Here is a 25,441-nt window from a genome sequence, read left to right on the forward strand (position 1 = left end):
CTCCGCAGGCGCCTCGGGCGTCCTCAGGACGTCACGAGGTCGCCCGTGTCCACCGGTGACGAGGCCTTCGCCGCACGCGCGGCGTCGTCCGCGACCTCGTCGGCGGTCAGCACGTATCCCGTCTCGGCGTCGCTCGTGGAGCGCGCGAAGACGACGCCGAAGACCTTGCCGTCGGTGGTCAGCAGGGGCCCGCCCGAGTTGCCGGGGCGGACCGTGGAGCGGATCGAGTAGATCTCGCGGGTGACCGGGCCGGAGCCGTAGATGTTCTGGCCCTGGGCGTTGATCTTGTTCGCGACCGTGGCCCCCCGGAGATCGAGGCCGCCGTCCTCCGGGTAGCCCGCCACCACGGCCGCGTCGCCGCGAGCCGCACCGGTGTCGAAGGACAGTACGGGCGCCTTGAGCCCCGGCACGTCGAGAACGGCCACGTCCTTCTGCGGGTCGAAGAGGACGACCTTCGCCTCGTACGCCCGGCCGGTGCCGCCCACCCGCACGGTCGGGTCGTCGATGCCCGCCACCACATGGGCGTTGGTCATCACGTGCTCGGCCGCGTACACGAACCCGCTGCCCTCGCGGCCCTGCGTGCCGACGGAGCCCTCGACCTTCACCGTGGAGCGCTGCGCGGCCCGGGTGGCGGACGAGGTGACGCTGTCGCCGGAGGGCTCGGCGACAGCGGCCGTCGGCTCGTTCTCGAAGGGGTTGAAGACCTGCGGGAAGCCGGCCTCCGTGAGCGCCGAGGTGGCCCGGGAGAACCAGGCCGGGGTCGTCTCCGGCATCGTGTCGTGCACCGCGCCGAGCAGGGCGGAGTCACGGATCGACGAGGTGACGACGGGCGAGGCGGACGCGCCGAGGACGCTCGCGGCCACCCACGCCACAAGCAGCACGGAGACCGTGTTCGCCGCGGCACCGCCCACTCCGTCGACCACGCGCAGGGAGCCCCGGTCCAGCTCGCGACGGAGTTTCATCGCCAGACGCCCCGCCAGCTCGTGGCCCACCGCGGCGGGGAGCAGCACCGTGAGCACCGCCGTGACCGTCGCGGCCGTGGTTGCCGGCTCCACCAGGTCCATCATCCAGGGCAGCACCCAGACGCCGATGACGGCACCGCCCACGAAACCGGCCAGCGAGACACAGCCCGCGACCAGTCCGCGCCGGTAGCCGGACGCCGCGTAGCCGAGGATGACCAGCAACAGCAGGATGTCGAGCAGGTCCACGGAGCTCCCTTTCCGTTGGGCCCTCTAGTACGCGCCGGGCAGGCCCAGTGATCAGGTACGCGCGCATGCAGCCGGGCGGTCGGCACACGTGCGTGGACCTGTAGAAACGTCGCGGACCGGGGCGTTGGTTCCACCGGGTGGCACACCACACATCGCGGACGCCCTGAGCGTCCCGGAGAGTGAATCCCATGTGCGCCCACCGGACCCCGCCCCCACGACCCGCCAGGGGTGCGCCGCGCGGGCCGGGGTGTACGGGGTGTACGGGGTGTACGGGGCGTACGCCTGGGGCGCATCCGCCAGGTGGAGTGCGTCCGCCGCTCATGAGCCGCATACCCCGCCGCGTGCGCGTCGTGCTCGCCTGCGTTCCCGGCCTCGCGGCCGTCGTCGGGCTGGTGCTCTGCGCCGTGGGGATCGACCGGACGGCGGGTGACGCCGGGCGTTCCGTCGCGGCCCGGACCGCGGTCGGGCACAGGGCCGCGAAGCCTCCTATCGTGCCGAGGGAACGCTGGCTGGGCGACGCCGCCTCCGCACAGCCGCCCACCCGGTACGCAGGCCGCGTGTCCGCCGTCTTCGTGCACCACACCGACTCACCGAACGGCTACGACTGCGCCGACGCCCCGCGCATCATCCAGTACCTGTACACGGGCCAGGCCGGAGTCCGGCACTGGGACGACATCGGCTACAACTTCCTCGTCGACCGCTGCGGCACCATCTACGAGGGCCGGGCGGGCGGCCCCGACCGGCCCGTCGTCGGCGCTCACACCCAGGGCTTCAACGTGGGTACGACGGGCATCGCCGCGCTCGGCACCTTCACCGCGGGCGTGCCCGTCCCCGAGGCGATGACCGACGCGATCGCGGCCGTCGCCGCCTGGAAACTCGGGCTCACGGGCATCGACCCGCGCGCTCGCGTGCGGCTCGTCTCCACCAACAGCCTGAGCAGGTACCCGGCGGGCACCCGCGGCACCTTCACGGCCGTTTCGGGGCACACCGACGGCTACTGGACCGCGTGTCCGGGCGCCGCCCTCATGGCCAGGCTGCCCGAGATCAGACAGCACGCGGCGCGCCTCCAGGGCCGACGCTGACCGGTTTCGGCGTTTCCCGACCACGGTCCCGACCACGGTCCAGGGGCCGGTCCCGTGCGTCCGGTCAGTCCGCGAACCGGTCCCACAGCCGTGGGAAGCGCTCCGCCAGCAGCGACTGGTTCTCCAGGTCGAGAGGGGTGCCCAGCGGCTCCGGCGGCGCCGCCGGGATCCCCAGGTCGGGGGCGACCGCGCCGGTGAGCTGCTCGTACGCCTCGTCCGCCGCGTAGCCCAGCTCCTCGGCGTCCCCGTCGATCTCGTCGTCGAAGTCGCCAAGGAGGTCGGCCAGTTTGTCCGGATCGTGCACGGCGCCCTCGTACGTCTCCCGGCCCTGGCCGATCAGCCAGCAGCGGAAGAAGTCGAAGGCGTCGTCGCTGGCCCCGTCCAGCAGGATCCAGGCGGCGCCCCACAGGTCCCAGATGTACGCGCGGTTGTAGCGGGCCTCGAAGTGACGGGCGAAGTCGAGGACCATCTCGGGGTCCAGCTGAAGGAGCCGCTCGACGAGCAGTTCGGCCTGCTCCTCGGGGTCGCCCTCGGCGGCCTCGCGGGTCGCGTTCACCAGCTCCCAGAACTCCGTCTCGTCCATCACGGGACAAGCATCGGGCCTGTGCCCGGCCCGCGCACCCGGGGACGGGCAGATCGTTATGCGCGCACATGCCCGCGGAAAATCCGACAGCAGGTGTCGGTATTCGGCGGGATGCTCGGCACATGGAGAGAACAGCGGAAGCAGGACAGGGAAACACGGAGCCGCTCAGCGGGAGGATCGCCCTGGTCGCGGGCGCCACCCGCGGCGCCGGGCGGGCCACGGCGGTCGAGCTGGGACGCGCGGGAGCCACGGTGTACGTGACGGGACGCACCACCCGCGAGCACGTCAGCGAGGTCGGCCGGAGCACCGAGACGATCGAGGAGACGGCCGAACTGGTCGACGCGGCCGCCGGTGTCGCCGGCCGGGGGATCGCCGTGCCGACGGACCACCTGGAACCGGAGCAGGTACGCGCGCTCGTGGAGCGTATCGACCGGGAGCAGGGCCGCCTCGACCTCCTCGTCAACGACCTCTGGGGCGGCGACGTCCACCTCGACTTCACGGCGGAGAAGCAGCCCGACATGTGGGAGATGGATCTCGACAAGGGGCTGCGGATCATGCGCCTCGGCATCGAGTCCCACCTCGTCACCAGCCACTGCGCGCTGCCGCTGCTCGTCCGCAACCCCGGCGGACTGCTCGTCGAGGTCACGGACGGGACCGAGGAGTACAACCGGCGCTACCGCAAGCCGTTGTTCTACGACCTGGCCAAGGCGGCCCCGATCCGGATGGCGTACGACCTCGGGGAGGAGCTGAAGGAACACGGCTGCACGGCGGTCTGCGTCACCCCCGGCTGGCTGCGCTCCGAGGCCATGCTCGACACCGCCTTCAAGGTCACCGAGGAGAACTGGCGGGACGCCTGCGAGCACGTCCCGCACTTCGCGATCTCCGAGACGCCCACGTACGTCGGGCGCGCTCTGGTCGCACTGGCCGCCGATCCCGACGTGGCCCGCTGGAACGGGCGGTCGCTGTCGAGCGGCGGCCTCGCCCAGGAGTACGGCTTCACGGACGTCGACGGCTCGGCGCCCGACGCGTGGCGCTACCTGCTGGAGGTGGAGTCGCAGGGCCGGCCGGCGGACGTGACGGGTTACCGGTAGCCCGTCACGTAGCCCTGGTCAGCCCCTCTCACCCGGATCGCCGTAGTACGCGGCGGTCCGGGCCGCTGCGTCGGAGAAACGTTTCCTTAGGTCGGCCGGCTCCAGCACCTCCGCCTCGGGGCCGAGGGAGAGCAACTGGGTGTACGCGACGTCGTACGCTTCGACCGGCAGCGTGAGCGTGACGCGGCCCTCGGCGTCGGGCGGACCCGCCCCGGCCAGGGCCTCCTGCGCCGAGAGCGGGTCGACGGCGTGCTTGAGCTGCCGCGCACCCGCCTCGGTGAGCCGCACCACGACCGTCACCCGCAGGAGCGAGCGCGCGAACTGCTCGGCCTGCTCCGCCCAGAAACCCGGCAGGTCGAAGGTCTCGTCGCGGATGAAGCGCTCGCTGCCGGGTTCGACCGCCGTGAACCGTTCGATGCGGTAGACACGGAACGAGCCGGGCTCGGTCACCCGGGCGCACACGTACCAGACGCCCGCCTTGAGGACGAGCCCGTACGGCTCCAGCTCGCGCTCCACGTCGGTCTCGTCGGTCTCCCGGCGCCGGTAGCGCGCGGTGATCCGGCGGTCGTCCCAGACCGCCTCCGCGATCGCGGGCAGCAGCGCGGGGGTCTTCGGCTCGGCGAACCAGCCGGGGGCGTCCAGGTGGAAGCGCTGTGCCGCGGTCCGGGAGGCGTCCTTGAGGGAGGGCAGCAGCGCGGCGGACACCTTCAGCCGGGCGGCGGAGGCGGCGTCCTCCAGGCCCATCTCGCGGAGCGCGCCCGGCACCCCGGAGAGGAACAGCGCCTCGGCCTCGCTGCGGGCGAGCCCCGTCAGCCGCGTCCGGTAACCGCCGACCAGCCGGTATCCGCCGGTCCGGCCCCGGTCCGCGTACACCGGGACGCCCGCCTCCGACAGCGCCTGCGCGTCCCGCGTGATGGTCCGCTCGGACACCTCCAGCTCCCGCGCCAGCTCGGCGGCGGTCATGGAGGGCCGGGCCTGCAGAAGCAGCACCATCTTGATGAGCCGGGCAGCACGCATACGCCCCATGATGCCGGTGGCTCCGCCGGTTGAGCGGGCGGGGTGGCTCCGCCGGTTGCGGAGGCGGGGCGGGTGCGTGGTCGGCCGCGGGTCGTATGTGGCTGGTCGCGCAGTTCCCCGCGCCCCTGAAAGACGGGGCTGCGCCCCAGTCTTTCGCCCTTCAGGGGCGCGGGGAACTGCGCGACCAGCCCCCACCCGCCCGCAGGCTGCGAACCGGCCGCGGGGGGTCCGGGGCGCAGCCCCGGGTGCGGGAAGGGGCTGGGTGGGGGAGAACTACAGGCCGTACCGTTCGCGCGCTTCCTTCACGGCGGAAGCCTGGACCTCGCCCCGCCGCGCAAGCTGCGCCAACGCGGCCACGACGATCGACTGCGAGTCGACACCGAAGTGCCGGCGGGCCGCCGCACGGGTGTCGGAAAGGCCGAACCCGTCCGCGCCGAGCGACGAGTAGTCCTGCTCGACCCACTGCGCGATCTGGTCGGGCACCTGCCGCATGTAGTCCGAGACCGCGAGAACGGGCCCCTCGGCACCGTGCAGCGCCTGCCGCACGTACGGGACACGCTCCTCGCCGCGCAGCAGCGCCGCGTCGGCCTCCAGCGCGTCCCGCCGCAGCTCCGTCCAGGACGTGGCGGACCAGACGTCCGCGGCCACACCCCACTCCTCGGCGAGCAGCTTCTGCGCCTCCAGGACCCAGTGGATCGCCGTGCCGGAGCCCAGCAGCTGGATCCGCGCGGCGTTGGCGGCGTTGACCTGGACGCCGGCCGACTCCGCCGTGTTGAAGCGGTACAGGCCCTTGACGATGCCCTCGTTGATACCGAGACCCGAAGGCTTCGCGGGCTGCGGGATCGGCTCGTTGTAGACGGTGAGGTAGTAGAAGACGTTCTGGTCCTCGCCCGGGGCCGCCTCGCCGTACATCCGGCGCAGACCGTCCTTGACGATCGTCGCGACCTCGTACGCGAACGCCGGGTCGTACGACAGGGCGGCTGGGTTGGTCGCGGCGATGACCGGCGAGTGCCCGTCCGCGTGCTGCAGGCCCTCGCCCGTCAGCGTCGTACGGCCGGCCGTGGCGCCGACGAGGAAGCCGCGGCCGAGCTGGTCGCCGAGCTGCCACATCTGGTCGGCCGTGCGCTGCCAGCCGAACATCGAGTAGAAGATGTAGAACGGGATCATCGTCTCGCCGTGCGTGCTGTACGCGGTGGACGCGGCGATGAAGTCCGCCATGGAGCCGGCCTCGGTGATCCCCTCGTTGAGGATCTGGCCGTCCTTGGCCTCCTTGTAGTACATCAGCTGGTCGCGGTCGACCGGCTCGTACGTCTGGCCCTTGGGGGAGTAGATCCCGAGGGACGGGAAGAGGCTCTCCATGCCGAAGGTGCGCGCCTCGTCGGGGACGATCGGCACCCAGCGCTTGCCGGACGTCTTGTCGCGGACCAGGTCCTTGACCAGGCGTACGAAGGCCATGGTCGTCGCGATGTTCTGCGAGCCGGAGCCCTTGTCGAAGGCCGTGAACGTCTTGTCGGCCGCGGCCGGCAGGGGCGCGAGCGGGTGTGTACGGCGGGCGGGGGCCGGGCCGCCGAGGGCCGCGCGGCGCTCCTGGAGGTAACGGACCTCGGCGGAGTCGGCACCCGGGTGGCCGTAGGGAACGACGCCGTCGGTGAACTGGCTGTCGGTGATGGGCAGTTCGAGCAGGTCACGCATCTGCTTGAACTCGTCCGTCGACAGCTTCTTCATCTGGTGGTTGGCGTTCTTCGACGCGAAGCCCTCGCCGAGGGTGTGCCCCTTGACCGTCTGGGCCAGGATGACCGTCGGAGCGCCCTTGTGCTCGACGGCGGCCTTGTACGCGGCGTACACCTTGCGCGCCTCGTGGCCACCGCGGGAGAGGTGGAAACACTCCAGGATCTTGTCGTCGCTCAGCAGCTTCGCCAGCTCGACGAGCGCGGGGTCGGCGCCGAAGAAGTCCTGGCGGATGTAGGCGGCGTCACGGGTCTGGTACGTCTGCACCTGGGCGTCCGGAACCTCACGGAGGCGGCGGACCAGGGCGCCGGTGATGTCGAGCCGGAACAGCTCGTCCCAGGCGTTGCCCCACAGCGACTTGATGACGTTCCAGCCGGCGCCGCGGAACTGGGCCTCCAGCTCCTGCACGATCTTGAAGTTCGCGCGGACCGGACCGTCGAGGCGCTGCAGGTTGCAGTTGATGACGAAGGTCAGGTTGTCGAGACCCTCGCGGGAGGCGAGTGCGAGTGCCGCCGTCGACTCGGGCTCGTCCATCTCGCCGTCACCGAGGAACGCCCACACGTGGGACGCCGAGACGTCCTTGATGCCGCGGTGGGTGAGATAGCGGTTGAAACGCGCCTGGTAGATCGCGGAGAGCGGGCCGAGGCCCATCGACACCGTCGGGAACTCCCACAGCCAGGGCAGCCGGCGCGGGTGCGGGTACGACGGGAGGCCGTTGCCGCCCGCCTCCTGGCGGAAGTTGTCGAGGTGCGCCTCGGTCAGGCGGCCGTCGAGGAAGGCGCGGGCGTAGATGCCGGGGGAGGCGTGGCCCTGGAGGTAGAGCTGGTCGCCCGATCCGGGCGCCTCCTGGGATTCCTTGCCCTTGAAGAAGTGGTTGAAGCCCGTCTCGTAGAGCCAGGCCGCGGAGGCGAAGGTGGCGATGTGGCCGCCGACGCCGTGTTTCGCGCCCCGGGTCACCATCGCGGCCGCGTTCCAGCGGTTCCACGCGGTGATCCTTTGCTCCATGCCCTCGTCGCCGTCCACGGTGGGCTCGGCGGCGGTCGGGATGGTGTTGACGTAGTCCGTCTCAAGCAGCTTGGGCAGCGTGAGTCCGTTGCCCTCGGCGCGTTCCAGCGTGCGGCGCATCAGATACGCGGCGCGGTGCGGCCCGGCCGCCTTGGTGACGGCGTCGAGAGAGGCCTGCCATTCGGCGGTCTCCTCGGGGTCGCGGTCCGGGAGCTGGTCGAGCTCGCTCGGCTGGATAGCGGTGGGGTCGGTCATTACGCCGCCTTCCGGATGCGGAGGGGGTTCCCTCGTCGGCAAGGGGATTCTCGGGGGGTGCCCTTGGTCTTTGGCAGGACAGGGCGGCGGGCTCTGATGGGAGCCCACCGATGACTTTAACTCGCTGATCGATGATCGATCAAAGGGTTGAAGGGCAAAACCTCTTGATCACGAGAAAGTAGGCACGGCGTGCCTTGGCCGCAGGCACGGGGTGCCTTGTTTTCGCAGGTGAGGCGGGCCGAAGAGATGCCGTTCACGGCTGCGCGGGCTCGCTGCCCGTCCTGGGGGCGCACCCCAGCACATGCGCCTTCACCAGCTCCGCGATCTGCGGGTCCCGGCGCCGGAACGCCTCCACCAGGGCCTCGTGCTCCTCCGCGTACGACTGCTGGACCGTGCCCAGCCAGCGGATCGACAGGGCCGTGAAGACCTCGATGCCCAGGCCCTCCCAGGTGTGCAGCAGCACGGAATTGTCCGCGGCCCTCACGAGCTCGCGGTGGAAGGCCACCGTGTGCCGGACCTGGCCCGTACCGTCGGCCCTGCGGTCGGCCTCGTACAGGGCGAGGACGTGCGGCTCCAGGGCCGAGCAGTCGGCCGCGAGCCGTTCGGAGGCCAGTTCGGCCGCGATGGCTTCCAGGCCGGCCCGGACCGGGTAGCTCTCCTCCAGGTCCGCCGCGGTCAGGTTCCGTACGCGGACGCCCTTGTTGGGGGCTGACTCGATCAGCCGCAGGGACTCCAGCTCCCGCAGGGCTTCCCGTACGGGTGTCTGGCTGACCTCCAGCTCCGTGGCGATGCGCCGTTCCACGATCCGCTCGCCCGGTTTCCAGCGGCCGCTCACTATCCCCTCCACGATGTGCTCGCGGATCTGTTCGCGGAGCGAGTGGACGACGGGCGCGGTCATTGGGGCTCCTTTAGCGGGCCACGGGCGGGGGCCGAGGGCGTTGACTTCTAGACAATAAGGCCGGAAGTCCCACCGGGAAGAGTGTGCGGGGGTGCTTTCCCGCAGGTGAGATGAGCCGCACACGGCGCTCCGCTGTGGTGGGGCCGGGCGCCTGAGGGGTGGAGAGACTGCCGGTGGTACGGCGGCTGCGGGCCGGTGGGGGCCGTTCGCGCAGTTCCCCGCGCCCCTGGAAAAGGGGAGGTGCCCCCGTCCGGCGAGCCGGGCGGGGGCACCTCGTACTGCGATATGCGATACGGCTGAGCTACAGGCCGAGTTCGACCTCGAACTCGCCCGCCTCCAGGATCGCCTTGACCGCCGTCAGGTAGCGGGCGGCGTCGGCGCCGTCCACCAGACGGTGGTCGTAGGAGAGCGTCAGGTACGTCATGTCACGGACGCCGATGACCGTGCCCTCGTCCGTCTCGATGACGGCCGGACGCTTGACCGTGGCGCCGATGCCCAGGATCGCGACCTGGTTCGGCGGCACGATGATCGTGTCGAAGAGCGCGCCGCGCGAGCCGGTGTTGGAGATGGTGAAGGTCGCGCCGGACAGCTCGTCCGGGGTGATCTTGTTCGCCCGGACCTTGCCCGCCAGCTCGGCGGTGGCCTTGGCGATACCGGCGATGTTGAGGTCGCCCGCGTGCTTGATGACCGGGGTCATCAGGCCCTTCTCGGAGTCCACCGCGATACCGACGTTCTCGGTGTCGAAGTAGGTGATCGTGCCCTCGTCGACGTTGATCCGGGCGTTGACGGCCGGGTGGGCCTTCAGCGCCTGGGCCGCCGCCTTCACGAAGAACGGCATCGGGGAGAGCTTGACGCCCTCGCGGGCCGCGAAGGAGTCCTTCGCCTGCGCGCGGAGCTTCATCAGGCGGGTGATGTCGACCTCGACGACCGAGGACAGCTGGGCCTGCTCGTGCAGGGCCTTCACCATGTTGTCGCCGATGACCTTGCGGATGCGGGGCATCTTGACGGTCTGGCCGCGCAGCGGAGAGGCCTCCAGCGTCGGAGCCTTCTTCGCGGCGCTCGGTGCGGCAGCGGCCGGAGCCGGCGCCGCGGCGGCGGCCTTCGCGGCCTCGGCGGCGGCGATGACGTCCTGCTTGCGGATACGGCCGCCGACGCCGGTGCCCTTGACGGTGGACAGGTCGACGCTGTTCTCGGCGGCGAGCTTGCGCACCAGCGGGGTCACGTACGCGCCGTCGTCACCGGAGGGCGCGGCGGGAGCCGCGGCCGGGGTGACGGGAGCGGGAGCCGGTACCGGCGCGGCCGGAGCCGGGTCGGGGGCCGGAGTCGTCTGCTGCTGCGGGGCGGGAGCCGAGGGCGCCTGCGGAGCCGGAGCCGGAGCGGCAGGGGCCGCGGGGGCAGCCGGAGCCGCGGGGGCTGCCGGAGCCGGAGCCGGGGCTGCGGCGGCGGGCGCCGGAGCCGGGGCGGCCGGAGCGGGAGCCGCGGCCGGAGCCGCGCCGGGAGCGCCGATGACGGCCAGCTTGGCACCGACCTCGGCGGTCTCGTCCTCGCCGACCACGATCTCCAGCAGCACGCCTGCGGCGGGCGACGGGATCTCGGTGTCGACCTTGTCCGTGGAGACCTCGAGCAGCGGCTCGTCCTCCGCGACCTCTTCGCCGACCTCCTTGAGCCACCGGGTGACGGTGCCCTCGGTGACCGACTCGCCCAGCGCCGGGAGGACCACGTCGGTGCCCTCGGCGCTGCCGCCGCCGGAAGCGGCCTCGGCGGTCGGGGCCGGCGCCGGAGCGGCGGCCTCGGTGGACGGAGTGGCCTGCGGGGCCGGCTCCGGAGCGGGCTCGGCAGCGGGAGCCGGAGCGGGCTCGGGCTCGGCGGCCGGAGCGGACTCGGCCGCGGGTGCGCCCGAGCCGTCGTCGATGACGGCCAGTTCGGCGCCGACCTCGACGGTCTCGTCCTCGGCGACCTTGATGGAAGCCAGTACGCCGGCGGCAGGGGAGGGGATCTCGGTGTCGACCTTGTCGGTGGACACCTCGAGCAGCGGCTCGTCGGCCTCTACACGCTCGCCCTCGGCCTTCAGCCAGCGGGTGACAGTGCCCTCGGTGACGCTCTCACCGAGCGCCGGAAGGGTTACGGAAACCGCCATGGTTTCGGTTGCTCCTTACGAATTGCGGAAGTCTTGGTCGTCGCGTCGTGTGTCGACCGAGGGTCGGTCAGTCGTGCGCGTGCAGCGGCTTGCCCGCGAGGGCGAGGTGGGCCTCGCCCATCGCCTCGTTCTGCGTCGGGTGAGCGTGGATGAGCTGCGCGACCTCGGCCGGCAGCGCCTCCCAGTTGTAGATCAGCTGGGCTTCGCCCACCTGCTCGCCCATGCGGTCGCCGACCATGTGGACGCCGACCACGGCACCGTCCTTGACCTGGACGAGCTTGATCTCGCCCGAGGTCTTGAGGATCTTGCTCTTGCCGTTGCCCGCGAGGCTGTACTTCAGAGCGACGACCTTGTCCGCACCGTAGATCTCCTTGGCCTTGGCCTCGGTGATGCCCACGGAGGCGACCTCGGGGTGGCAGTACGTCACCCGGGGCACGCCGTCGTAGTCGATCGGGACGGTCTTGAGACCGGCCAGACGCTCCGCCACCAGGATGCCCTCGGCGAAGCCGACGTGCGCGAGCTGGAGCGTCGGGACCAGGTCGCCCACGGCCGAGACGGTCGGCACGTTGGTGCGCATGTACTCGTCGACCAGGACGTAGCCGCGGTCCGTCGCGACGCCCTGCTCCTCGTAACCGAGACCGGCGGAGACCGGGCCGCGGCCGATGGCGACCAGGAGGACCTCGGCCTCGAAGGTCTTGCCGTCGGCGAGGGTCACGCGGACGCCGTCCTGCGTGTACTCGGCCTTGTCGAAGAACGTGCCGAGGTTGAACTTGATGCCGCGCTTGCGGAACGCGCGCTCAAGAAGCTTGGAGCTGTTCTCGTCCTCGACCGGGACGAGGTGCTTGAGGCCCTCGATCACCGTGACATCGGTGCCGAAGGACTTCCACGCGGAGGCGAACTCGACGCCGATGACGCCGCCGCCCAGCACGATCGCGGACTGCGGGACACGGTCCAGTGTCAGCGCGTGGTCCGAGGAGATGATGCGGTTGCCGTCGATGTCCAGGCCCGGCAGCGACTTCGGCACGGAGCCGGTCGCCAGGAGCACGTGGCGGCCCTCGACGCGCCGACCGCCGACGTCCACGGAGGTGGGGGACGACAGACGGCCCTCACCCTCGATGTACGTCACCTTGCGCGAGGCCACGAGGCCCTGCAGGCCCTTGTAGAGGCCGCTGACCACGTCGTCCTTGTACTTGTGGACGGCGGCGATGTCGATGCCCTCGAAGGTGGCCCTGACACCGAACTGCTCGCTCTCGCGGGCCTGGTCGGCGATCTCACCGGCGTGCAGCAGAGCCTTGGTGGGAATGCAGCCGTTGTGCAGGCAGGTGCCACCCAGCTTGTTCTTCTCGATCAGGGCGACGTCCAGGCCCAGCTGCGCTCCGCGCAGCGCCGCGGCATAGCCGCCGCTGCCACCGCCGAGGATCACTAGGTCGAAAACGGTGCTGGCGTCGTTCGCCACGTCACGTCCTCCATGCATGTGCGCCGGCGCCGGTCTGCAGTGACCGGGCGGCGGCTGGTGTCCGGCCGCTCTTTCTTCGGCCCTGGTGGGCCCTGTCCTGCCGAGAACCCATCTTTGCACTTGTCGACGACAGTCGGGACGCCGGGCCAGGGTGTGGGACGTCTGATCGATCACACGGCAGCCCCGCGCCCCTCAGGGGCGCAGGGAACCGCGCGCTCAGTCGCATCCGACCCTCACCCGCCGTACGACAAGTGGAACCGGGCTGGTGGGGGCGGCTCTCAGCCCAGATCGCCGACAGCCGTGAGTTCGGCGAGCCGCACAAGAGTCCGTACAGCAGACCCCGTACCCCCCTTGGGCGTGTACCCGAACGGCCCCTGCTCATTGAAGGCAGGTCCCGCGATGTCGAGGTGTGCCCAGGTGATGCCCTCGCCCACGAACTCCTTCAGGAAGAGCCCGGCCACCAGGCCACCGCCGTGCCGCTCACCCATGTTGGCGATATCGGCGGTCGGGGAGTCCATCCCCTTCTTCAGGTGCTCCGGCAGCGGCATCGGCCAGGAGGGCTCGCCGACCTCCTCGGCGGCCTCGTGCACCGCGGAGCGGAACGCGTCGTCGTTCGCCATGATCCCGAACGTGCGGTTGCCGAGCGCCAGCATCATCGCGCCGGTCAGGGTCGCCACGTCGACGATCGCGTCGGGCCTGTCCTCGGACGCCTTGGCGAGCGCGTCGGCCAGCACGAGCCGGCCCTCGGCGTCGGTGTTGAGCACCTCGACGGTCTTGCCGCTGTACATGCGCAGCACGTCACCCGGACGGGTGGCGGAGCCGGAGGGCATGTTCTCGGCCAGCGCGAGCCAGCCGGTCACGTTGACCTCAAGACCCAGCCGGGCGGCGGCGACGACCGCGGAGAACACGGCGGCGGCGCCGCTCATGTCGCACTTCATCGTCTCGTTGTGCCCGGCGGGCTTGAGCGAGATGCCGCCCGAGTCGTAGGTGATGCCCTTGCCGACGAAGGCGAGGTGCTTCTTCGCCTTGGAGGACGTGTACGACAGCTTCACCAGCCGGGGCGGGGACGCGGAACCGGCGCCGACGCCGAGGATGCCGCCGTACCCGCCCTTCGCGAGGGCCTTCTCGTCGAGCACCTGCACCTTGATGCCGTGCTCCTTGGCCGCGGCCTGCGCGACGGCCGCGAAGGCCTCCGGGTTGAGGTCGTTCGGCGGCATGTTGATGAGGTCGCGGGCGCGGTTCAGCTCCTCGGACACGGCCGTGGCGCGCTCGACGGCCGCCTTGAACGCCTTGTCGCGGGGCTTGCCGCCGAGCAGCGTGGCCTCGACGAGCGGGGCCTTGCCGTTCTTGGTGCCGTTCCCGTCCTTCGCGGCTTCCTTGTACGTGTCGAAGGCGTACGCGCCGAGCAGCACGCCCTCGCCGACGGCGCCCACGTCGGCGGCGTCCGAGACCGGCAGGGCGAACACGGCCTTCTTGGTGCCCGCCAGGGCGCGGGCGGCTGCGCCGGCCGCGCGGCGCAGCGTCTCCGCGGAGAAGGAGTCGTCCTTGTCCGGGAGGGCGCCAAGACCGACCGCCAGCACGAGCGGTGCCTTGAAGCCGGACGGTGCCGGCAGCTTCGTCACCTCGCCCTCGCCGCCCGAGGCGCCGAGGGTCTCCAGAACGCCGGCGAGCCTGCCGTCGTACGCCTTGTCCACGGCCTCGGCGCCCGGTGCGACGACCAGGTCCCCGGACTTGGAGCCGGTGACCTTGGCGACACCGACGACGATCGCGTCGGCCCGCAGACCGGGCGCCGCGGCGGTGCTGAGAGTGAGAGCAGTCACGGTGGTGAAATCTCGCTTCCGTTGAGTTGCTGCGGCCGTCAGGGGTGAGGCCGGCCGGGGCGTTCGGAGTCCCGGGCACGAGCCTACGCGCGGTGTCGCGTTTCGCTCGTCCCGGTGTCCCGCCCGGTGGGGACCTGTCCTAGGAGAAGAGGCAGAACACGACCAACGCCGTTGTCGCGGCGGTCTCTTCGAGGGCGCCGAAGACGTCGCCGGTCACTCCGCCGAAGCGGCGCGTGCAGTGGCGCAGCAGCAACTCGGCGGCGGCGCAGGCGAGCAGGACGGCCAGTACGGAACCAAGGACGCCGTACGTTCCGAGGAGTGCGCCCGCGCCGGCCGCCGGCACCGTGACGGCGGCCGCCGTCAGCAGGGCGGCCCGGACGGGAACCGTGCCCGCGACCGCGGCGCCCAGGCCTTCGGGCCGGGCGGGCGGCACGTCCACGCGGGCGGCCAGGGTGAGCGCGAGCCGGGCGGCGGTCGCCGACACGACGGCCGCGAGGGCGCCCCGGGTCCAGGAGGACCCGTACGCCTGGGAGAGCGCCGCCACCTGGGCGAGCAGGACGAACAGCAGGGTGATGACCCCGAACGGGCCGATGTCCGACTGCTTCATGACGCGCAGCGCGTCCTCGGCGGGCTTGCCGCTGCCGAGGCCGTCGGCGGTGTCGGCGAGACCGTCGAGGTGGAGGCCGCGGGTGAGGACGGCCGGTACGGCGGCGGTCGCCACGGCCGCGAGGAGCGGACCTGCCCCGAGCGCCAGGAGGAGCAGGCCCGTCACGGCGGCGAGGACGCCCACGGCCAGTCCGGCGACGGGCGCGCACAGCATCCCCGTGCGCGCGGCCTCGCGGTCCCAGCGGCGCACCGTGACGGGGAGCGCGGTGAGCGTGCCGAAGGCGAAGCGGAGCCCGTCGGTCCAGAGCGTCACGGACGTCTCGGAGGTCGGGGGCGTCTTGGGTGTTTTGGGCTCCCCGGGCGGGGGAGAGGGCGGGGGCGTGGACACCGGCGCAGGCTACCGGGCGGCGGCCCGGGAGGCGCCCACGGCGGCCATGGATAAAGTACGCATATGGGGCATTGGTGGACACGGAACATCGTTGAGCCGGGGAAGCTGCCGCTGCTGCTGGCACTGGCCTCCTTCGTCCTGACCTTTGTGATCACCCGGATCGTGGTCCGGCTCATCCGGGCCGGCAAGGGCCCGTTCGGCAATGTCGAGGCCGGCGGTGTCCACATCCACCACGTCGTCCCCGGGGTCGTCCTGACCGTGGTCGGCGGCTTCGGCGCGGTGGGCAGCGACCGGCACGGCCTCGGCTCGGCCGTGTCCGCCGTGGTGTTCGGGATCGGCGCGGGCCTGGTGCTCGACGAGTTCGCGCTGATCCTGCACCTCGACGACGTCTACTGGAGCGAGGAGGGCCGCAAGAGCGTCGAGGTCGTGGTGGTCACGGCGGCCCTGGTCGGCCTGATGCTCAGCGGCTTCGTGCCGTTCGGTGTCAACGACCTCTCCGAGGACGAACTGCAGGACCGGGGAAGCGTCGTCCTGAGCATCGGGGTGAACTTCTTCCTCGCGCTGCTGGCCCTGAGCAAGGGCAAGGCCCGTATGGCGATCTTCGGTGTGATCGTCCCGCTCGTCGCCCTGGTCGGCGCGATCCGTCTCGCCCGCCCCACCTCGCCGTGGGCCAGGCGCTGCTATCGCCGACGGCCGCGCGCCCGGGCCAGGGCCCGGCTGCGGGCCTACCACCACGACCTCCGCTGGGCGGGGCCCCGTCGCAGGTTCCAGGACCTGATCGGCGGCAAGCCCGACCCGGAACCCGCCCGGCCGCCGCCCGGACGGCCTTGACCGCAGTCATCCGTATGCACCTGCGTATGCGCCTGTGTTCACAGGCCTTCATCCATGCGAGTCCAGGCGCTTGCGGTGCAGCCACTTCGGCAGGCCCGGCGCCTCCAGGAAGCCTTCCGCGCGGGCCGCGGCGAGGCCGATGCGCGGCAGGTCGCCGCTCTTCTCGAAGAGCAGGAACCGTGGCTCCCAGATGGGCCGGTACTTGGCGTTGGCGCGGTACAGCGACTCGATCTGCCACCAGCGGGAGAAGAAGCTGAGCAGCGAGCGCCACAGCCGCAGCACCGGTCCCGCGCCGAGGCGCGCGCCACGTTCGAAGACCGAACGGAACATGGCGAAGTTGAGCGAGACCTGCGTGATCCCGATCTCGGGCGCCCGCTGGAGGAGTTGGATGACCATGAACTCCATGAGCCCGTTCTCGGAGTCGCGGTCCCGCCGCATGAGGTCGAGGGAGAGCCCGTGCGGTCCCCAGGGCACGAAGGACAGCACCGCTCTCAGCGAGCCCCCGTGCCCGTCTCCGTTCCCGTCCCCGCCCTCACCCCCGCCCTCCCCGGCGCCGGTGTCCCGGCATTCGAGCATCACGCACCGCCCGTCGCCCGGATCCCCGAGCCGCCCCAGCGCCATGCTGAAGCCCCGCTCGGTCGCTCCGTCCCGCCAGTCGTCGGCGCGTGCGAGGAGGTACGCCATCTCGTCGGCCGGGATGTCCTCGTGCCGCCGGACACGCACCTGGTAGCCCGCACGCTGTACGCGGTTGTACGCCTGGCGGACGGTCCGCATGGCCCGCCCGTCGAGGGTGAACTCGGCGGTCTCGACGATCGCCTCGTCCCCGAGCTCCAGCGCGTCGAGACCGTGCCGGGCGTAGACGGTCCCGGCCTCCTCGCCGGCGCCCATCACCGCCGGGATCCAGCCGTGCGCGCGCGCCTCGGACAGCCAGGGCCCGATGGCGCCGGGCCATGCCTCGGGATCGCCGATGGGATCGCCGGAGGCCAGCGAGACGCCGCCCACGACCCGGTAGACGACCGCGGCCTTGCCGGTCGGCGACCACACCACGCTCTTCTCGCGGCGCAGTGCGAAGTAACCGAGGGAGTCCCGGTCGCCGTGCCGGTCGAGCAGCGCCCGCAGCCGTTCCTCGTCGTCCGCGGTGAGCGGGTCGACGACGCGGCGGGAGCGGAAGGCCGCGTAGAGGACGCCGAGGACGAGCAGGGTGCTGAGTACGTTGACGGCGACGTTCACCCAGTTGGGAGTGGTGATCCCGCGGAAGCGGGAGTCATCGGCGGCGACCGAGATCAGCCGAAGGGTGCCGTAGCGCCAGCGGTCCGTGAAGGTCGAGAGACGCGCGTCGTGGGCGTTGTTCGTGGCGGTCACCAGGAGCGCGGCCAGCAGGGAGCAGACCAGGAGCCCGCCGACGCCCACGAGCGCCGCGAGTCTGGGGTTCGAGCGGTCGCCCTTGGCGTAGAACTCGCGACGGCCGAGGACGAGGGACGCCACGAACGCCGCCGTCAGGGCGAGGGAGATCCAGTTCTGCGGGTACCGGTGGATCTCCGGGAAGACCATCGCGAAGGCGAACAGCAGCAGGAAGAGTCCGCAGAGTACGAGGTTGAGGATCCAGGCCGCTCGTTTGCGGCGGCGCATCGTGATCGCCAGGAACATGGTGAACACACCCGAGGCGAAGCCTGCGGTCAGCAGATACGGGGTGAAGTAGTTCTCCGTGTTGTGGCGGCGCACGTCCTGGCCGAGCGAAACCCATACGGCGCTCAGGAAGTTGAGGAACGCGACGACGCGGAGGTACCAGACGGCGAAGCCGGCGCCCCGCCGGGAAGCCGGGCCCTGCGGGTCCGGCTTCTGTGCAACGACAACTCGGGCGCTTCCCATGAAACGGGATCATAAGGGCCACCTCTGCGCCCCTGCGTGCAGGACGCCTCCTGGGGGGCGGTTCCGTGGAGGGGCGACTGCGGGCCGGCGGGGGTTGCCCGCGCAGTTCCCCGCGCCCCTAAAAGCGCTGGGGCGCAGCCCCGCTCTCAAGGGGCGCGGGGAACTGCGCGAGCAACCCCCACGCACCCGCACCCGGCGAACCGAACCGGATGGGGTCGGACGGGCCCGGGGACTCTATTCGCCCTCCGGGGCCAAGGGGGCCAAGGGGGCGTCCGGGGCCTCCAGGGCTTCCGGGGCCGGCAAGGCCTCCGGCAGCTCCGCGGCCAGCGCCGCCGCGGCCTGCACCAGCGGCAGCGCGAGCAGCGCCCCCGCCCCCTCCCCGACCGTCACCCCGTGCGAGAGCAGCGGTTCGAGCGCCATCCGGTCGAACGCCTTCGCCTGCGCCGGTTCCCCACTGCTCTGCCCGGCCAGCCACCAGTCCGGCGCCCGGAAGGCGACCCGCTGCCCGACCAGCGCACAGGCCGCCGAGACGACTCCGTCGAGGACCACCGGCGTCTTGCGGACAGCGCTCTGCAGCAGGAACCCGGTGATCGCGGCGAGGTCGGCCCCGCCCACCGTCGCGAGCAACTGCAACTGGTCCCCGAGGACAGGCCGAGCGCGACGCAGGGCGTCGCGAACAGCCGCGCACTTGCGCATCCAGGCGAGGTCGTCGATGGCCCGCCCCCCGCGCCCGGTCACCACCGACGCGTCGGTCCCGCACAGCGCCGCCACCAGCACGGCCGCCGCGGTCGTCCCTCCGACGCTCACGTCCCCGAGTACGACGAGGTCGGTCCCGGAGTCCGCCTCTTCGTCCGCGACGGCGACCCCCGCACGGAACGCGGCCTCCGCTTCCTCCAGGGACAGCGCGTCCTCCACGTCGATCTGCCCGGACCCGCGCCGCACCCGATGCCGTACGACCTCGTCGGGCAGACTCTCGGGCTCGCAGTCGAGCGCCATGTCCACCACCCGCACGGGCACTCCGAGGCGCCGGGCCAGCACCGACACGGGACTGGCGCCGGCGAGCACGGAGCGCACCAGCTCGTCCGCGCTCCCCGCGGGCCGCGCCGACACCCCCAGCCCGGCGACCCCGTGGTCACCCGCGAACAGCACCACGCGCGGGTGCTCGATCGCCCGCACCGGGACGGCGGACTGCGCGGCCGCCAGCCATTCGCCGAGTTCGTCGAGGCGCCCCAGTGCCCCGGGCGGCACGACCTGGCGCTCCCTGCGCGCCTCTGCGTCACGGCGTACGCCACCGTCCGGGCGCTCGATCAGATCGGTGAAGTCGTCGAGATTAAGCGGGCTCATTCGCCGAACAGTACCGGCAGTGATCCGGCCGGGATCCTGACGGGCGGTCAGTGTGCAGGGCGGGGTCGCCGCATCGAGGATCGCGTTCCCATACGTTCCGGTTTGCAGTGGATTGTCATACCGGTTTGTATCAGCTGGTAACGGCCCATATCAGCCTCTACAGGGTTTTACCCAGTCGGACCGGCAGGAGCAGACAGACCATGCCCCCCACTCCCATCCCGCCCCCCACGCCCGTGACACCCCCGACGCCCCCCGCGTCCCCTGCACAGCCCACCTTCGCCCAGCGCCGCGCCGTGTACCTGGGGGAGCTGGCCCAGGGCACCGAGCACTTCCACGAACCGCGCAGACCCGACTGCCCCTGGTGCGGCTCGGCGCGGCTGCGCACCCGGCTGCGCACCCCGGATCTGCTCCAGCACAAGCCCGGGACCTTCGTCGTCGACGAGTGCGAGGACTGCGCCCACGCCTTCCAGAACCCCCGCCTGACCACCGAGGGCCTCGCCTTCTACTACCGGGACTTCTACGAGAACCACGACGGTGGCGAGAGGGACGGGGAGCAGGGGGAGGACGGGGAGGACGGCGAGCGCGAGGAGTACGAGGAGTACGAGGGCTTCGCCGAGCGGACCCTGCGCTCCCGCGCCGGACGCCGGCGCCACGAGGCCGCGGCCCGCGCGATGCTCCCGTTCCCGGAGCCCGAGAGCTGGCTGGACGTCGGCACCGGCCACGGCCACTTCCCGGCGGCGGCCAAGGAATTGTTCACGTACACGTCCTTCGACGGGCTCGACCCCACCCCGCGCGTCGAGAAGGCAAGGGCCGCGGGCCGGGTGGAGGAGGCGCACCGCGGCCGGCTGCCCGACCTGGCCGAGCGGCTGCGCGCCCGCTACGACGTGGTCAGCATGTTCCACCACCTGGAGCACAGCCCCGACCCGCGCGAGGAACTGCGCGCCGCGCTCGCCGTGCTGCGCCCCGGCGGGCACCTGCTCGTCGAAGTCCCGGACCCGGACTGCGCGTTCGGCGCGCTGCTGGGCAAATGGTGGGTGTCGTACTGCCAGCCGCAGCATCTCCATCTCATGCCGCTGCGCAACCTGCTCGACGAACTCGACGCACTGGGCTGCTCGGTCGTCTCCACCGACCGCCGCGAACCGCATGTCCCCTACGACCTGACCGGCGCCCTGGCGCTCGCGATCGGCAACCGGCTGCCGGGCGGCGACGAACCCTGGCGTCCCGGTCCGCCGAGCGACTTCCAGCGCACCCTGCGAACGGTCCTCACCCGGGCCGCCACCCCGCTGCTCGCCTCCGCCTTCGTGCTGGACCACGCCCTGGCCCCGCTCTTGCGCCGCACCCGCTTCTCGAACGCGTACCGGATCATCGCCCGCAAGAACACCCGCGAGCCGTCTCCTCTCCAGAGGGTTTCCTGAGGGCTTCCTGGGGCCGCCCGGAGGCTTCAGCCCTTGAGGGCGAGTGCCTGTCCCGCCACGACCAGCAACACGTGCTCGCACTCGGTCGCGAACGCCGCGTTCAGGCGGCCCAGTTCGTCGCGGTAGCGGCGGCCCGAGGGGGTAACGGGGACGATGCCGGAACCGACCTCGTTGGAGACGGCGACCACCGTGCGGCGGGACTCGCGGACGGCGGCCGTCAGCTCCTCGACCCGCGCCCGCAGCGCGCGTTCGCCGCCGCCGGCCCACTCGGCGTCGTCCCACGCCTTCGCGCAGTCCATCGCGTCCGTCAGCCACAGGGACAGGCAGTCGATGAGCACCGGCGGCCCGTCCTCCTTCAGGATCGGCACGAGGTCGCAGGTCTCGGCGGTACGCCAGGAGCCGGGGCGCCGTTCGCGGTGCGCGTGCACCCGGGCCGCCCACTCGCCGTCCCCGCTCCGCGTGCCGCCCGTCGCCACATACAGCACGTCGGGGAAGGCTTCGAGCCGTCGCTCCGCCTCCACCGACTTGCCCGAGCGGGCCCCGCCGAGCACCAGCGTCCGGCGCGGCACGTCGGGCACGTCCTCGTACACCCCGACGGTCAGGGTCGTCCCGTCCGGCACCGCCCGGGCCCCCGCGGCCGCGAGGCGCCGCCGCAGCTCCCGGCCCGGCGGCACGTCGTGGTCGAGATGCACCGCGATCACGTCGGTGGCGGGCCCGGCTGCCCCCACCAGCCTGAGCCGGGCCAGCGCGTCCGGCCGCCCGACGACATCGCCGATCACCATGTCGTACGTCCCGGCCGTCTCGTCCAGGCCCGCGGGGGCCGCGCCCGGCGGCAGGTACAGCAGCCGCTGCCCGTCCGGACCCGTGACCGCGTACCCGGTACCCGGCGCGTCCATCGCCAGCGCCCGCACCCGATGGCCCGTCAGCAGCGTCAGCTCCCGCCCGTCCGGCACCCGCCCCGGTTGCGGCAGGCCCGCCGGCACCTCCACGGCGGGCCCGTTGTGCGGATGCGACAGCAGCACCTGCCGCACGCCGCTCAGCGAATGCCCGGCCCGGGCCGCCGCGAAGGCCGCTCCGGGCGTCAGATCCAGCAACAGCGTCCCGTCCACCAACAGGGCGGTGGCCGCCCGGGCGGCCACACCGAGCGTCACCGCGCAGACGGCGCACGAACAATCGGGCCTGGGCAGTCCCAGGGGCCCGCCGGTACCAAGCAGAGTCACTTCCACGGGGTCGATTTTTCCGTGTCGGCGCGGCTCGTGCCCGTCAGGGGGTGCACAAGGGCACATCTCCTCAGGTCTTGCGCCTAGGCTGACGGCAGTAGCCCGATCTTGCCAGGTACTTTTTGGGAGGCTGACATGGCGGCATGGACGTGGCGGTTCGAGAAAACCGACGGGACGGAAGTCCAGCCTGCGGTCCAGCCCGAGGAGTTCACCACCCAGGGCGACGCGGAGTCCTGGCTCGGCGAGAACTGGAAGTCGCTGGCCGAGGGAGGAGCGGACCAGGTCCGCATTTTCGAGGACGCCTCGGAGATCTACGGCCCGATGAGCCTGCACGCCGAGGCGTCTTAGTGCCACGACTTGGTGTCACGACTTAGTGCCACGACAGGCTCGTAGCCCGTACGAGTGACAGGTGTGACGAGTGACAGGTGCGAGGGGCCGCGGCCGTACGGAGGCCGCGGCCTCCGTGCCGCCCGGCAGCCACCGGCCCCGGCAGCCACCGGCCCCGGCAGCCACCGGCCCCGGCAGCCGCGGGGCTCGGCCCGATACTCCCGGACTCCCGGGCCTCGCACGCCGCGCCTCAGCCCCGTACGCCGCAGAGGTGCAGCAGCGCCGCCACCCGGCGGTAGGGATCCGTCCGGCCGGCCCGCTCCTCGGCGGCCAGCAGGACATTCACGTCGTCCGGAACCGCCGCGTCGCCGGCGGCCGTGTCCGTGAAGACCCGCACCCCGTACCAGGCGTGCAGCGGTGCCCCGATCCCGGCGAGCGTGCCGGTGAGGGTGTCGAGCTCGTCGGCCCGTACGGCCAGCCCGAGCCGGTTCGTGTAGGCCCTGGTGTCGAAGGAGGCCAGGGCCCCGGTCCAGTCGCCGGCCAGACCCGGCCGCATGGCCAGCGCGTCGGCGTTGCGCACCAGCAGGGACAGCAGCCCGCCCTGGGCCAGCATCCGTGCGAGTCCCGCGAGCAGCGCGTCGGGCTCCTCGACGTACATGAGCACGCCGTGGCACAGCACCACGTCGAAGCTGCCGGGCAGGAAGTGGACGCCGGTGTCCCGTCCGTCGCTCTCGACGATCCGTACCCGGCCGCGGATCCCCTCCGGCTCGGCGGCGAGGGCCTCACGGGCCACGGAGATCATCGTGGAGTCCTGTTCGACCCCCGTCACCTGGTGACCGGCCCGGGCCAGCCGCAGGGCCTGCGTGCCCTGGCCCATGCCCACGTCGAGTACGCGCAGCCGCTGCCCCACCGGGAACCGCCCGGCTATCTGCTCGTCGAGCTGCCGGGCCACCAGCTCCTGCCGTACGACATCACGCAGGCCGCCCAGCTTGTTCAGCCAGGCATCCGCCGCGCCGCCCGTGAAGGGTGCCGCGCTCAGGGCCGCTCTCCGCGCTTGACCTGCGGCTTCGGCAGCCGGAGGCGACGCATCTGGAGGCTGCGCATCAGCGCGTAGGCGACGGCGCCCCGCTTGGGCTCGTCCGGGAAGCGCGCGGCCAGCTGCTTCTTCAGGCGGATCGCGATGCCGATCGAGTCGACCACGATCAGCACGATCACGAAGAGCCACGCCAGCAGTGCCACGTTCTGCAGCTGCGCGACCCGGACCATGCTCAGAACGAGGATGACCACGGCGAGGGGCAGGAAGAACTCGGCGATGCAGAACCGCGAGTCGATGAAGTCCCGCGCGAGCTTGCGCACGGGGCCCTTGTCACGGGCCGGCAGATAGCGCTCGTCGCCGCTCGCCAGCGCCTGGCGCTGCTTCTCCATGTGGGCGCGGCGTTCGTCACGCTGCCGCTTGGAGGCCTCCTTGCGCGTCGTCGGCGTATTGGCCACGCTGCGGCGCTGGGACTGGGCCGCACTGCGCTTGGGCGTGGGCCGACCCTTCTTGGCCTGCGGGTCACGGGTCTGAGGGGAGTCGGTCACCGACGCCTTGTCGGCGTGGGCCTTCTCGTCTTTGGCGCGGCTACGGAACACAAAACCCAAGGGTAAGGGGTGCGGAGGCATGGACAGCAGCCGACTGGGGAACGATCCGGCAACACCGGTCGTCTGTAGGGGGACAGGAGGCCTGAAATGGGGTGGTGGATGTGCGGTTCTCCCGGCCGCCCCCTGGCCGAGCCCCGAGCGAACCCTGGGGAACGCCTACTCCCTACGCCGGAGCAAGATCGTCATCAGTCGTCCTTGGGGATGAGCGCATCCGTCCCCGAACAGTGCGGTAATGGATGCAGGGCCCGTACTGTGGGTTCTGTTGCAGTCGCTGGAGCCGGAGTCCGTCAGAAGGGGGCGCGCGAAGCCCATGAGCGGTGTCATGAAGCGTATGGGGATGATCTTCCGCGCGAAGGCGAACAAGGCCCTTGACCGGGCCGAGGACCCGCGCGAAACCCTCGACTACTCGTATCAGAAACAGCTGGAGCTGCTGCAGAAGGTGCGCCGCGGCGTCGCCGACGTGGCGACCTCCCGCAAGCGCCTGGAACTGCAGCTGAACCAGCTCCAGGGCCAGTCCTCCAAGCTGGAGGACCAGGGGCGCAAGGCGCTCGCGCTGGGCCGTGAGGACCTGGCCCGCGAGGCGCTGTCCCGCCGTGCCGCTCTGCAGCAGCAGGTGACCGACCTGGAGACACAGCACCAGACCCTCCAGGGCGAGGAGGAGAAGCTCACCCTCGCCGCCCAGCGGCTCCAGGCGAAGGTCGACGCCTTCCGCACCAAGAAGGAAACGATCAAGGCGACGTACACGGCCGCCCAGGCGCAGACCCGGATCGGCGAGGCCTTCTCCGGCATCTCCGAGGAGATGGGCGACGTCGGCATGGCCATCCAGCGGGCCGAGGACAAGACCGCGCAGCTCCAGGCGCGGGCCGGCGCGATCGACGAGCTGCTCGCCTCCGGCGCCCTCGACGACCACTCCGGGCTCGCCAAGGACGACATCCAGAGCGAGCTGGACCGGCTCTCCGGCGGTACGGACGTGGAGCTGGAGCTCCAGCGGATGAAGGCCGAGCTGGCGGGCGGCACCTCCCAGGCCATCGGCTCCGGGTCCGGGGGAGATTCCTCGTCCCAGCAGGCGCTTGAGGGCGGTTCGGGCCAGACTCAGTCCCAGCAGCAGTCGCAGGACACCCCGCGCTTCGACAAGCAGTAGCCCCGAGCAGTGGCCACGACCAGTGGCCGCGAGTGGCAGCCGTGAGCGGCAGTCGTGAGCGGTCGTCCCACGCCGAGGAGGGCGTCATGATCGTACGGATCATGGGGGAGGGGCAGGTGAGGCTGGACGACAGTCACCTCGCCGAACTGAACGAGCTGGACGACGAGCTCCTCGCGGAGACGAAGTCCGGTGACGCGGAGGGCTTCCGGCGGACGCTGGGAGCGCTGCTCGACGCGGTCCGCCGGCTCGGCGCTCCGCTTCCGGACGACTCCCTGGAGCCGTCCGAGCTGATCCTCCCGGCCCCCGACGCGACGGTGGCCGAGGTCCGGGCGATGCTGAACGACGACGGCCTGATCCCCGGCTGAATGACGCCCGCGCC

At 71.8% G+C, this 25,441-nt stretch carries 21 protein-coding genes; 7 read left to right on the top strand and 14 right to left on the bottom strand.

What is annotated here, in order from left to right; genetic code table 11:
- Positions 1-23: 23 nt before the first annotated feature.
- Positions 24-1,208, bottom strand: coding sequence for a MarP family serine protease (locus AB0D14_RS29945; RefSeq protein WP_362785266.1), 1,185 nt, complete (start codon positions 1,206-1,208; stop codon positions 24-26).
- 320 nt (positions 1,209-1,528) lie between these two features.
- On the opposite strand from AB0D14_RS29945, the gene AB0D14_RS29950 reads away from it, so the two are divergent.
- Entirely contained in the window at positions 1,529-2,290 is a 762-nt protein-coding gene (locus AB0D14_RS29950) for a peptidoglycan recognition protein (RefSeq protein ID WP_362785268.1), read from the top strand.
- A 64-nt stretch (positions 2,291-2,354) separates the two neighbouring features.
- Here the strand turns inward: AB0D14_RS29950 and AB0D14_RS29955 are convergent, their stop codons facing one another.
- On the bottom strand, positions 2,355-2,873 hold the full coding sequence (locus tag AB0D14_RS29955; protein WP_362785345.1) for a DUF4240 domain-containing protein: 519 nt from the start codon (positions 2,871-2,873) through the stop codon (positions 2,355-2,357).
- Positions 2,874-2,995: 122 nt separating this feature from the next.
- On the opposite strand from AB0D14_RS29955, the gene AB0D14_RS29960 reads away from it, so the two are divergent.
- Positions 2,996-3,964 (top strand): SDR family oxidoreductase, encoded by a 969-nt coding sequence (locus AB0D14_RS29960; RefSeq protein WP_362785270.1) that lies wholly within the window; start codon positions 2,996-2,998, stop codon positions 3,962-3,964.
- Between the two features lie 18 nt (positions 3,965-3,982).
- Here AB0D14_RS29960 and AB0D14_RS29965 read toward each other — a convergent pair whose 3' ends face one another.
- From AB0D14_RS29965 to AB0D14_RS29995, 7 genes are all read right to left on the bottom strand, one after another.
- A complete protein-coding gene (locus AB0D14_RS29965; RefSeq protein WP_362785274.1) occupies positions 3,983-4,981 on the bottom strand; it encodes a WYL domain-containing protein in 999 nt (332 codons plus the stop codon).
- A 273-nt stretch (positions 4,982-5,254) separates the two neighbouring features.
- Positions 5,255-7,969, bottom strand: coding sequence for a pyruvate dehydrogenase (acetyl-transferring), homodimeric type (gene aceE / locus AB0D14_RS29970; RefSeq protein ID WP_362785277.1), 2,715 nt, complete (start codon positions 7,967-7,969; stop codon positions 5,255-5,257).
- 253 nt (positions 7,970-8,222) lie between these two features.
- Positions 8,223-8,867: a GntR family transcriptional regulator gene (locus AB0D14_RS29975; RefSeq protein WP_362785280.1), complete on the bottom strand. Its 645-nt coding sequence runs from the start codon at positions 8,865-8,867 to the stop codon at positions 8,223-8,225.
- 301 nt (positions 8,868-9,168) lie between these two features.
- Positions 9,169-11,004: a 2-oxoglutarate dehydrogenase, E2 component, dihydrolipoamide succinyltransferase gene (sucB, locus tag AB0D14_RS29980; protein WP_362785282.1), complete on the bottom strand. Its 1,836-nt coding sequence runs from the start codon at positions 11,002-11,004 to the stop codon at positions 9,169-9,171.
- A 67-nt stretch (positions 11,005-11,071) separates the two neighbouring features.
- Positions 11,072-12,460: a dihydrolipoyl dehydrogenase gene (gene lpdA / locus AB0D14_RS29985; protein ID WP_362785284.1), complete on the bottom strand. Its 1,389-nt coding sequence runs from the start codon at positions 12,458-12,460 to the stop codon at positions 11,072-11,074.
- Positions 12,461-12,738: 278 nt separating this feature from the next.
- Entirely contained in the window at positions 12,739-14,280 is a 1,542-nt protein-coding gene (locus AB0D14_RS29990) for a leucyl aminopeptidase (RefSeq protein ID WP_362785287.1), read from the bottom strand.
- A 139-nt stretch (positions 14,281-14,419) separates the two neighbouring features.
- On the bottom strand, positions 14,420-15,199 hold the full coding sequence (locus AB0D14_RS29995) for an adenosylcobinamide-GDP ribazoletransferase (protein ID WP_362785348.1): 780 nt from the start codon (positions 15,197-15,199) through the stop codon (positions 14,420-14,422).
- Positions 15,200-15,337: 138 nt separating this feature from the next.
- Between AB0D14_RS29995 and AB0D14_RS30000 the strand changes: the two genes are divergently transcribed.
- On the top strand, positions 15,338-16,105 hold the full coding sequence (locus AB0D14_RS30000) for a hypothetical protein (RefSeq protein WP_362785289.1): 768 nt from the start codon (positions 15,338-15,340) through the stop codon (positions 16,103-16,105).
- A gap of 48 nt (positions 16,106-16,153) precedes the next feature.
- Here AB0D14_RS30000 and AB0D14_RS30005 read toward each other — a convergent pair whose 3' ends face one another.
- Together AB0D14_RS30005 and cobT are read right to left on the bottom strand one after the other, a co-directional pair.
- Positions 16,154-17,974, bottom strand: a complete 1,821-nt coding sequence (locus AB0D14_RS30005) for a phosphatidylglycerol lysyltransferase domain-containing protein (protein WP_362785292.1) — start codon at positions 17,972-17,974, stop codon at positions 16,154-16,156.
- Positions 17,975-18,208: 234 nt separating this feature from the next.
- Positions 18,209-19,318, bottom strand: a complete 1,110-nt coding sequence (gene cobT, locus AB0D14_RS30010) for a nicotinate-nucleotide--dimethylbenzimidazole phosphoribosyltransferase (protein WP_362785294.1) — start codon at positions 19,316-19,318, stop codon at positions 18,209-18,211.
- A 200-nt stretch (positions 19,319-19,518) separates the two neighbouring features.
- Here cobT and AB0D14_RS30015 point away from each other — a divergent pair, with 200 nt between their 5' ends.
- Positions 19,519-20,733 carry a class I SAM-dependent methyltransferase gene (locus AB0D14_RS30015; protein ID WP_362785296.1) on the top strand — a complete coding sequence of 405 codons (1,215 nt, stop codon included), beginning with the start codon at positions 19,519-19,521 and terminating at the stop codon, positions 20,731-20,733.
- 26 nt (positions 20,734-20,759) lie between these two features.
- On the opposite strand, the gene AB0D14_RS30020 is transcribed toward AB0D14_RS30015, so the two are convergent.
- A complete protein-coding gene (locus tag AB0D14_RS30020) occupies positions 20,760-21,959 on the bottom strand; it encodes a bifunctional adenosylcobinamide kinase/adenosylcobinamide-phosphate guanylyltransferase (RefSeq protein ID WP_362785298.1) in 1,200 nt (399 codons plus the stop codon).
- A 129-nt stretch (positions 21,960-22,088) separates the two neighbouring features.
- Between AB0D14_RS30020 and AB0D14_RS30025 the strand changes: the two genes are divergently transcribed.
- Positions 22,089-22,301 carry a hypothetical protein gene (locus AB0D14_RS30025; RefSeq protein WP_362785301.1) on the top strand — a complete coding sequence of 71 codons (213 nt, stop codon included), beginning with the start codon at positions 22,089-22,091 and terminating at the stop codon, positions 22,299-22,301.
- 229 nt (positions 22,302-22,530) lie between these two features.
- On the opposite strand, the gene AB0D14_RS30030 is transcribed toward AB0D14_RS30025, so the two are convergent.
- Together AB0D14_RS30030 and AB0D14_RS30035 are read right to left on the bottom strand one after the other, a co-directional pair.
- Positions 22,531-23,232, bottom strand: coding sequence for a methyltransferase domain-containing protein (locus AB0D14_RS30030; protein WP_362785304.1), 702 nt, complete (start codon positions 23,230-23,232; stop codon positions 22,531-22,533).
- An 83-nt stretch (positions 23,233-23,315) separates the two neighbouring features.
- Positions 23,316-23,942, bottom strand: a complete 627-nt coding sequence (locus AB0D14_RS30035; protein ID WP_362785307.1) for a DUF3043 domain-containing protein — start codon at positions 23,940-23,942, stop codon at positions 23,316-23,318.
- Positions 23,943-24,231: 289 nt separating this feature from the next.
- On the opposite strand from AB0D14_RS30035, the gene AB0D14_RS30040 reads away from it, so the two are divergent.
- Complete coding sequence (locus tag AB0D14_RS30040; protein ID WP_362785310.1) at positions 24,232-25,062, top strand: PspA/IM30 family protein; 831 nt, start codon at positions 24,232-24,234, stop codon at positions 25,060-25,062.
- A gap of 86 nt (positions 25,063-25,148) precedes the next feature.
- Positions 25,149-25,427: a hypothetical protein gene (locus AB0D14_RS30045; RefSeq protein WP_362785351.1), complete on the top strand. Its 279-nt coding sequence runs from the start codon at positions 25,149-25,151 to the stop codon at positions 25,425-25,427.
- Positions 25,428-25,441: the final 14 nt, after the last annotated feature.

The organism is Streptomyces sp. NPDC048484, from assembly GCF_040651415.1.
GTDB lineage: Bacteria > Actinomycetota > Actinomycetes > Streptomycetales > Streptomycetaceae > Streptomyces.

Excerpts from the sequence above, each read along its gene's own strand:
- AB0D14_RS29960 (WP_362785270.1), top strand. The coding sequence starts at position 2,996 with ATGGAGAGAACAGCGGAAGCAGGACAGGGAAACACGGAGCCGCTCAGC.
- AB0D14_RS30035 (WP_362785307.1), bottom strand. The coding sequence starts at position 23,942 with ATGCCTCCGCACCCCTTACCCTTGGGTTTTGTGTTCCGTAGCCGCGCC.
- AB0D14_RS30040 (WP_362785310.1), top strand. The coding sequence starts at position 24,232 with ATGAGCGGTGTCATGAAGCGTATGGGGATGATCTTCCGCGCGAAGGCG.
- AB0D14_RS30045 (WP_362785351.1), top strand. The coding sequence starts at position 25,149 with ATGATCGTACGGATCATGGGGGAGGGGCAGGTGAGGCTGGACGACAGT.
- sucB (WP_362785282.1), bottom strand. The coding sequence starts at position 11,004 with ATGGCGGTTTCCGTAACCCTTCCGGCGCTCGGTGAGAGCGTCACCGAG.
- AB0D14_RS30015 (WP_362785296.1), top strand. The coding sequence starts at position 19,519 with ATGCCCCCCACTCCCATCCCGCCCCCCACGCCCGTGACACCCCCGACG.
- AB0D14_RS29955 (WP_362785345.1), bottom strand. The coding sequence starts at position 2,873 with ATGGACGAGACGGAGTTCTGGGAGCTGGTGAACGCGACCCGCGAGGCC.
- AB0D14_RS30025 (WP_362785301.1), top strand. The coding sequence starts at position 22,089 with ATGGCGGCATGGACGTGGCGGTTCGAGAAAACCGACGGGACGGAAGTC.
- AB0D14_RS29965 (WP_362785274.1), bottom strand. The coding sequence starts at position 4,981 with ATGCGTGCTGCCCGGCTCATCAAGATGGTGCTGCTTCTGCAGGCCCGG.
- AB0D14_RS29975 (WP_362785280.1), bottom strand. The coding sequence starts at position 8,867 with ATGACCGCGCCCGTCGTCCACTCGCTCCGCGAACAGATCCGCGAGCAC.
- aceE (WP_362785277.1), bottom strand. The coding sequence starts at position 7,969 with ATGACCGACCCCACCGCTATCCAGCCGAGCGAGCTCGACCAGCTCCCG.
- cobT (WP_362785294.1), bottom strand. The coding sequence starts at position 19,318 with ATGAGCCCGCTTAATCTCGACGACTTCACCGATCTGATCGAGCGCCCG.
- AB0D14_RS29950 (WP_362785268.1), top strand. The coding sequence starts at position 1,529 with ATGAGCCGCATACCCCGCCGCGTGCGCGTCGTGCTCGCCTGCGTTCCC.
- AB0D14_RS30000 (WP_362785289.1), top strand. The coding sequence starts at position 15,338 with ATGGGGCATTGGTGGACACGGAACATCGTTGAGCCGGGGAAGCTGCCG.
- AB0D14_RS30005 (WP_362785292.1), bottom strand. The coding sequence starts at position 17,974 with ATGGGAAGCGCCCGAGTTGTCGTTGCACAGAAGCCGGACCCGCAGGGC.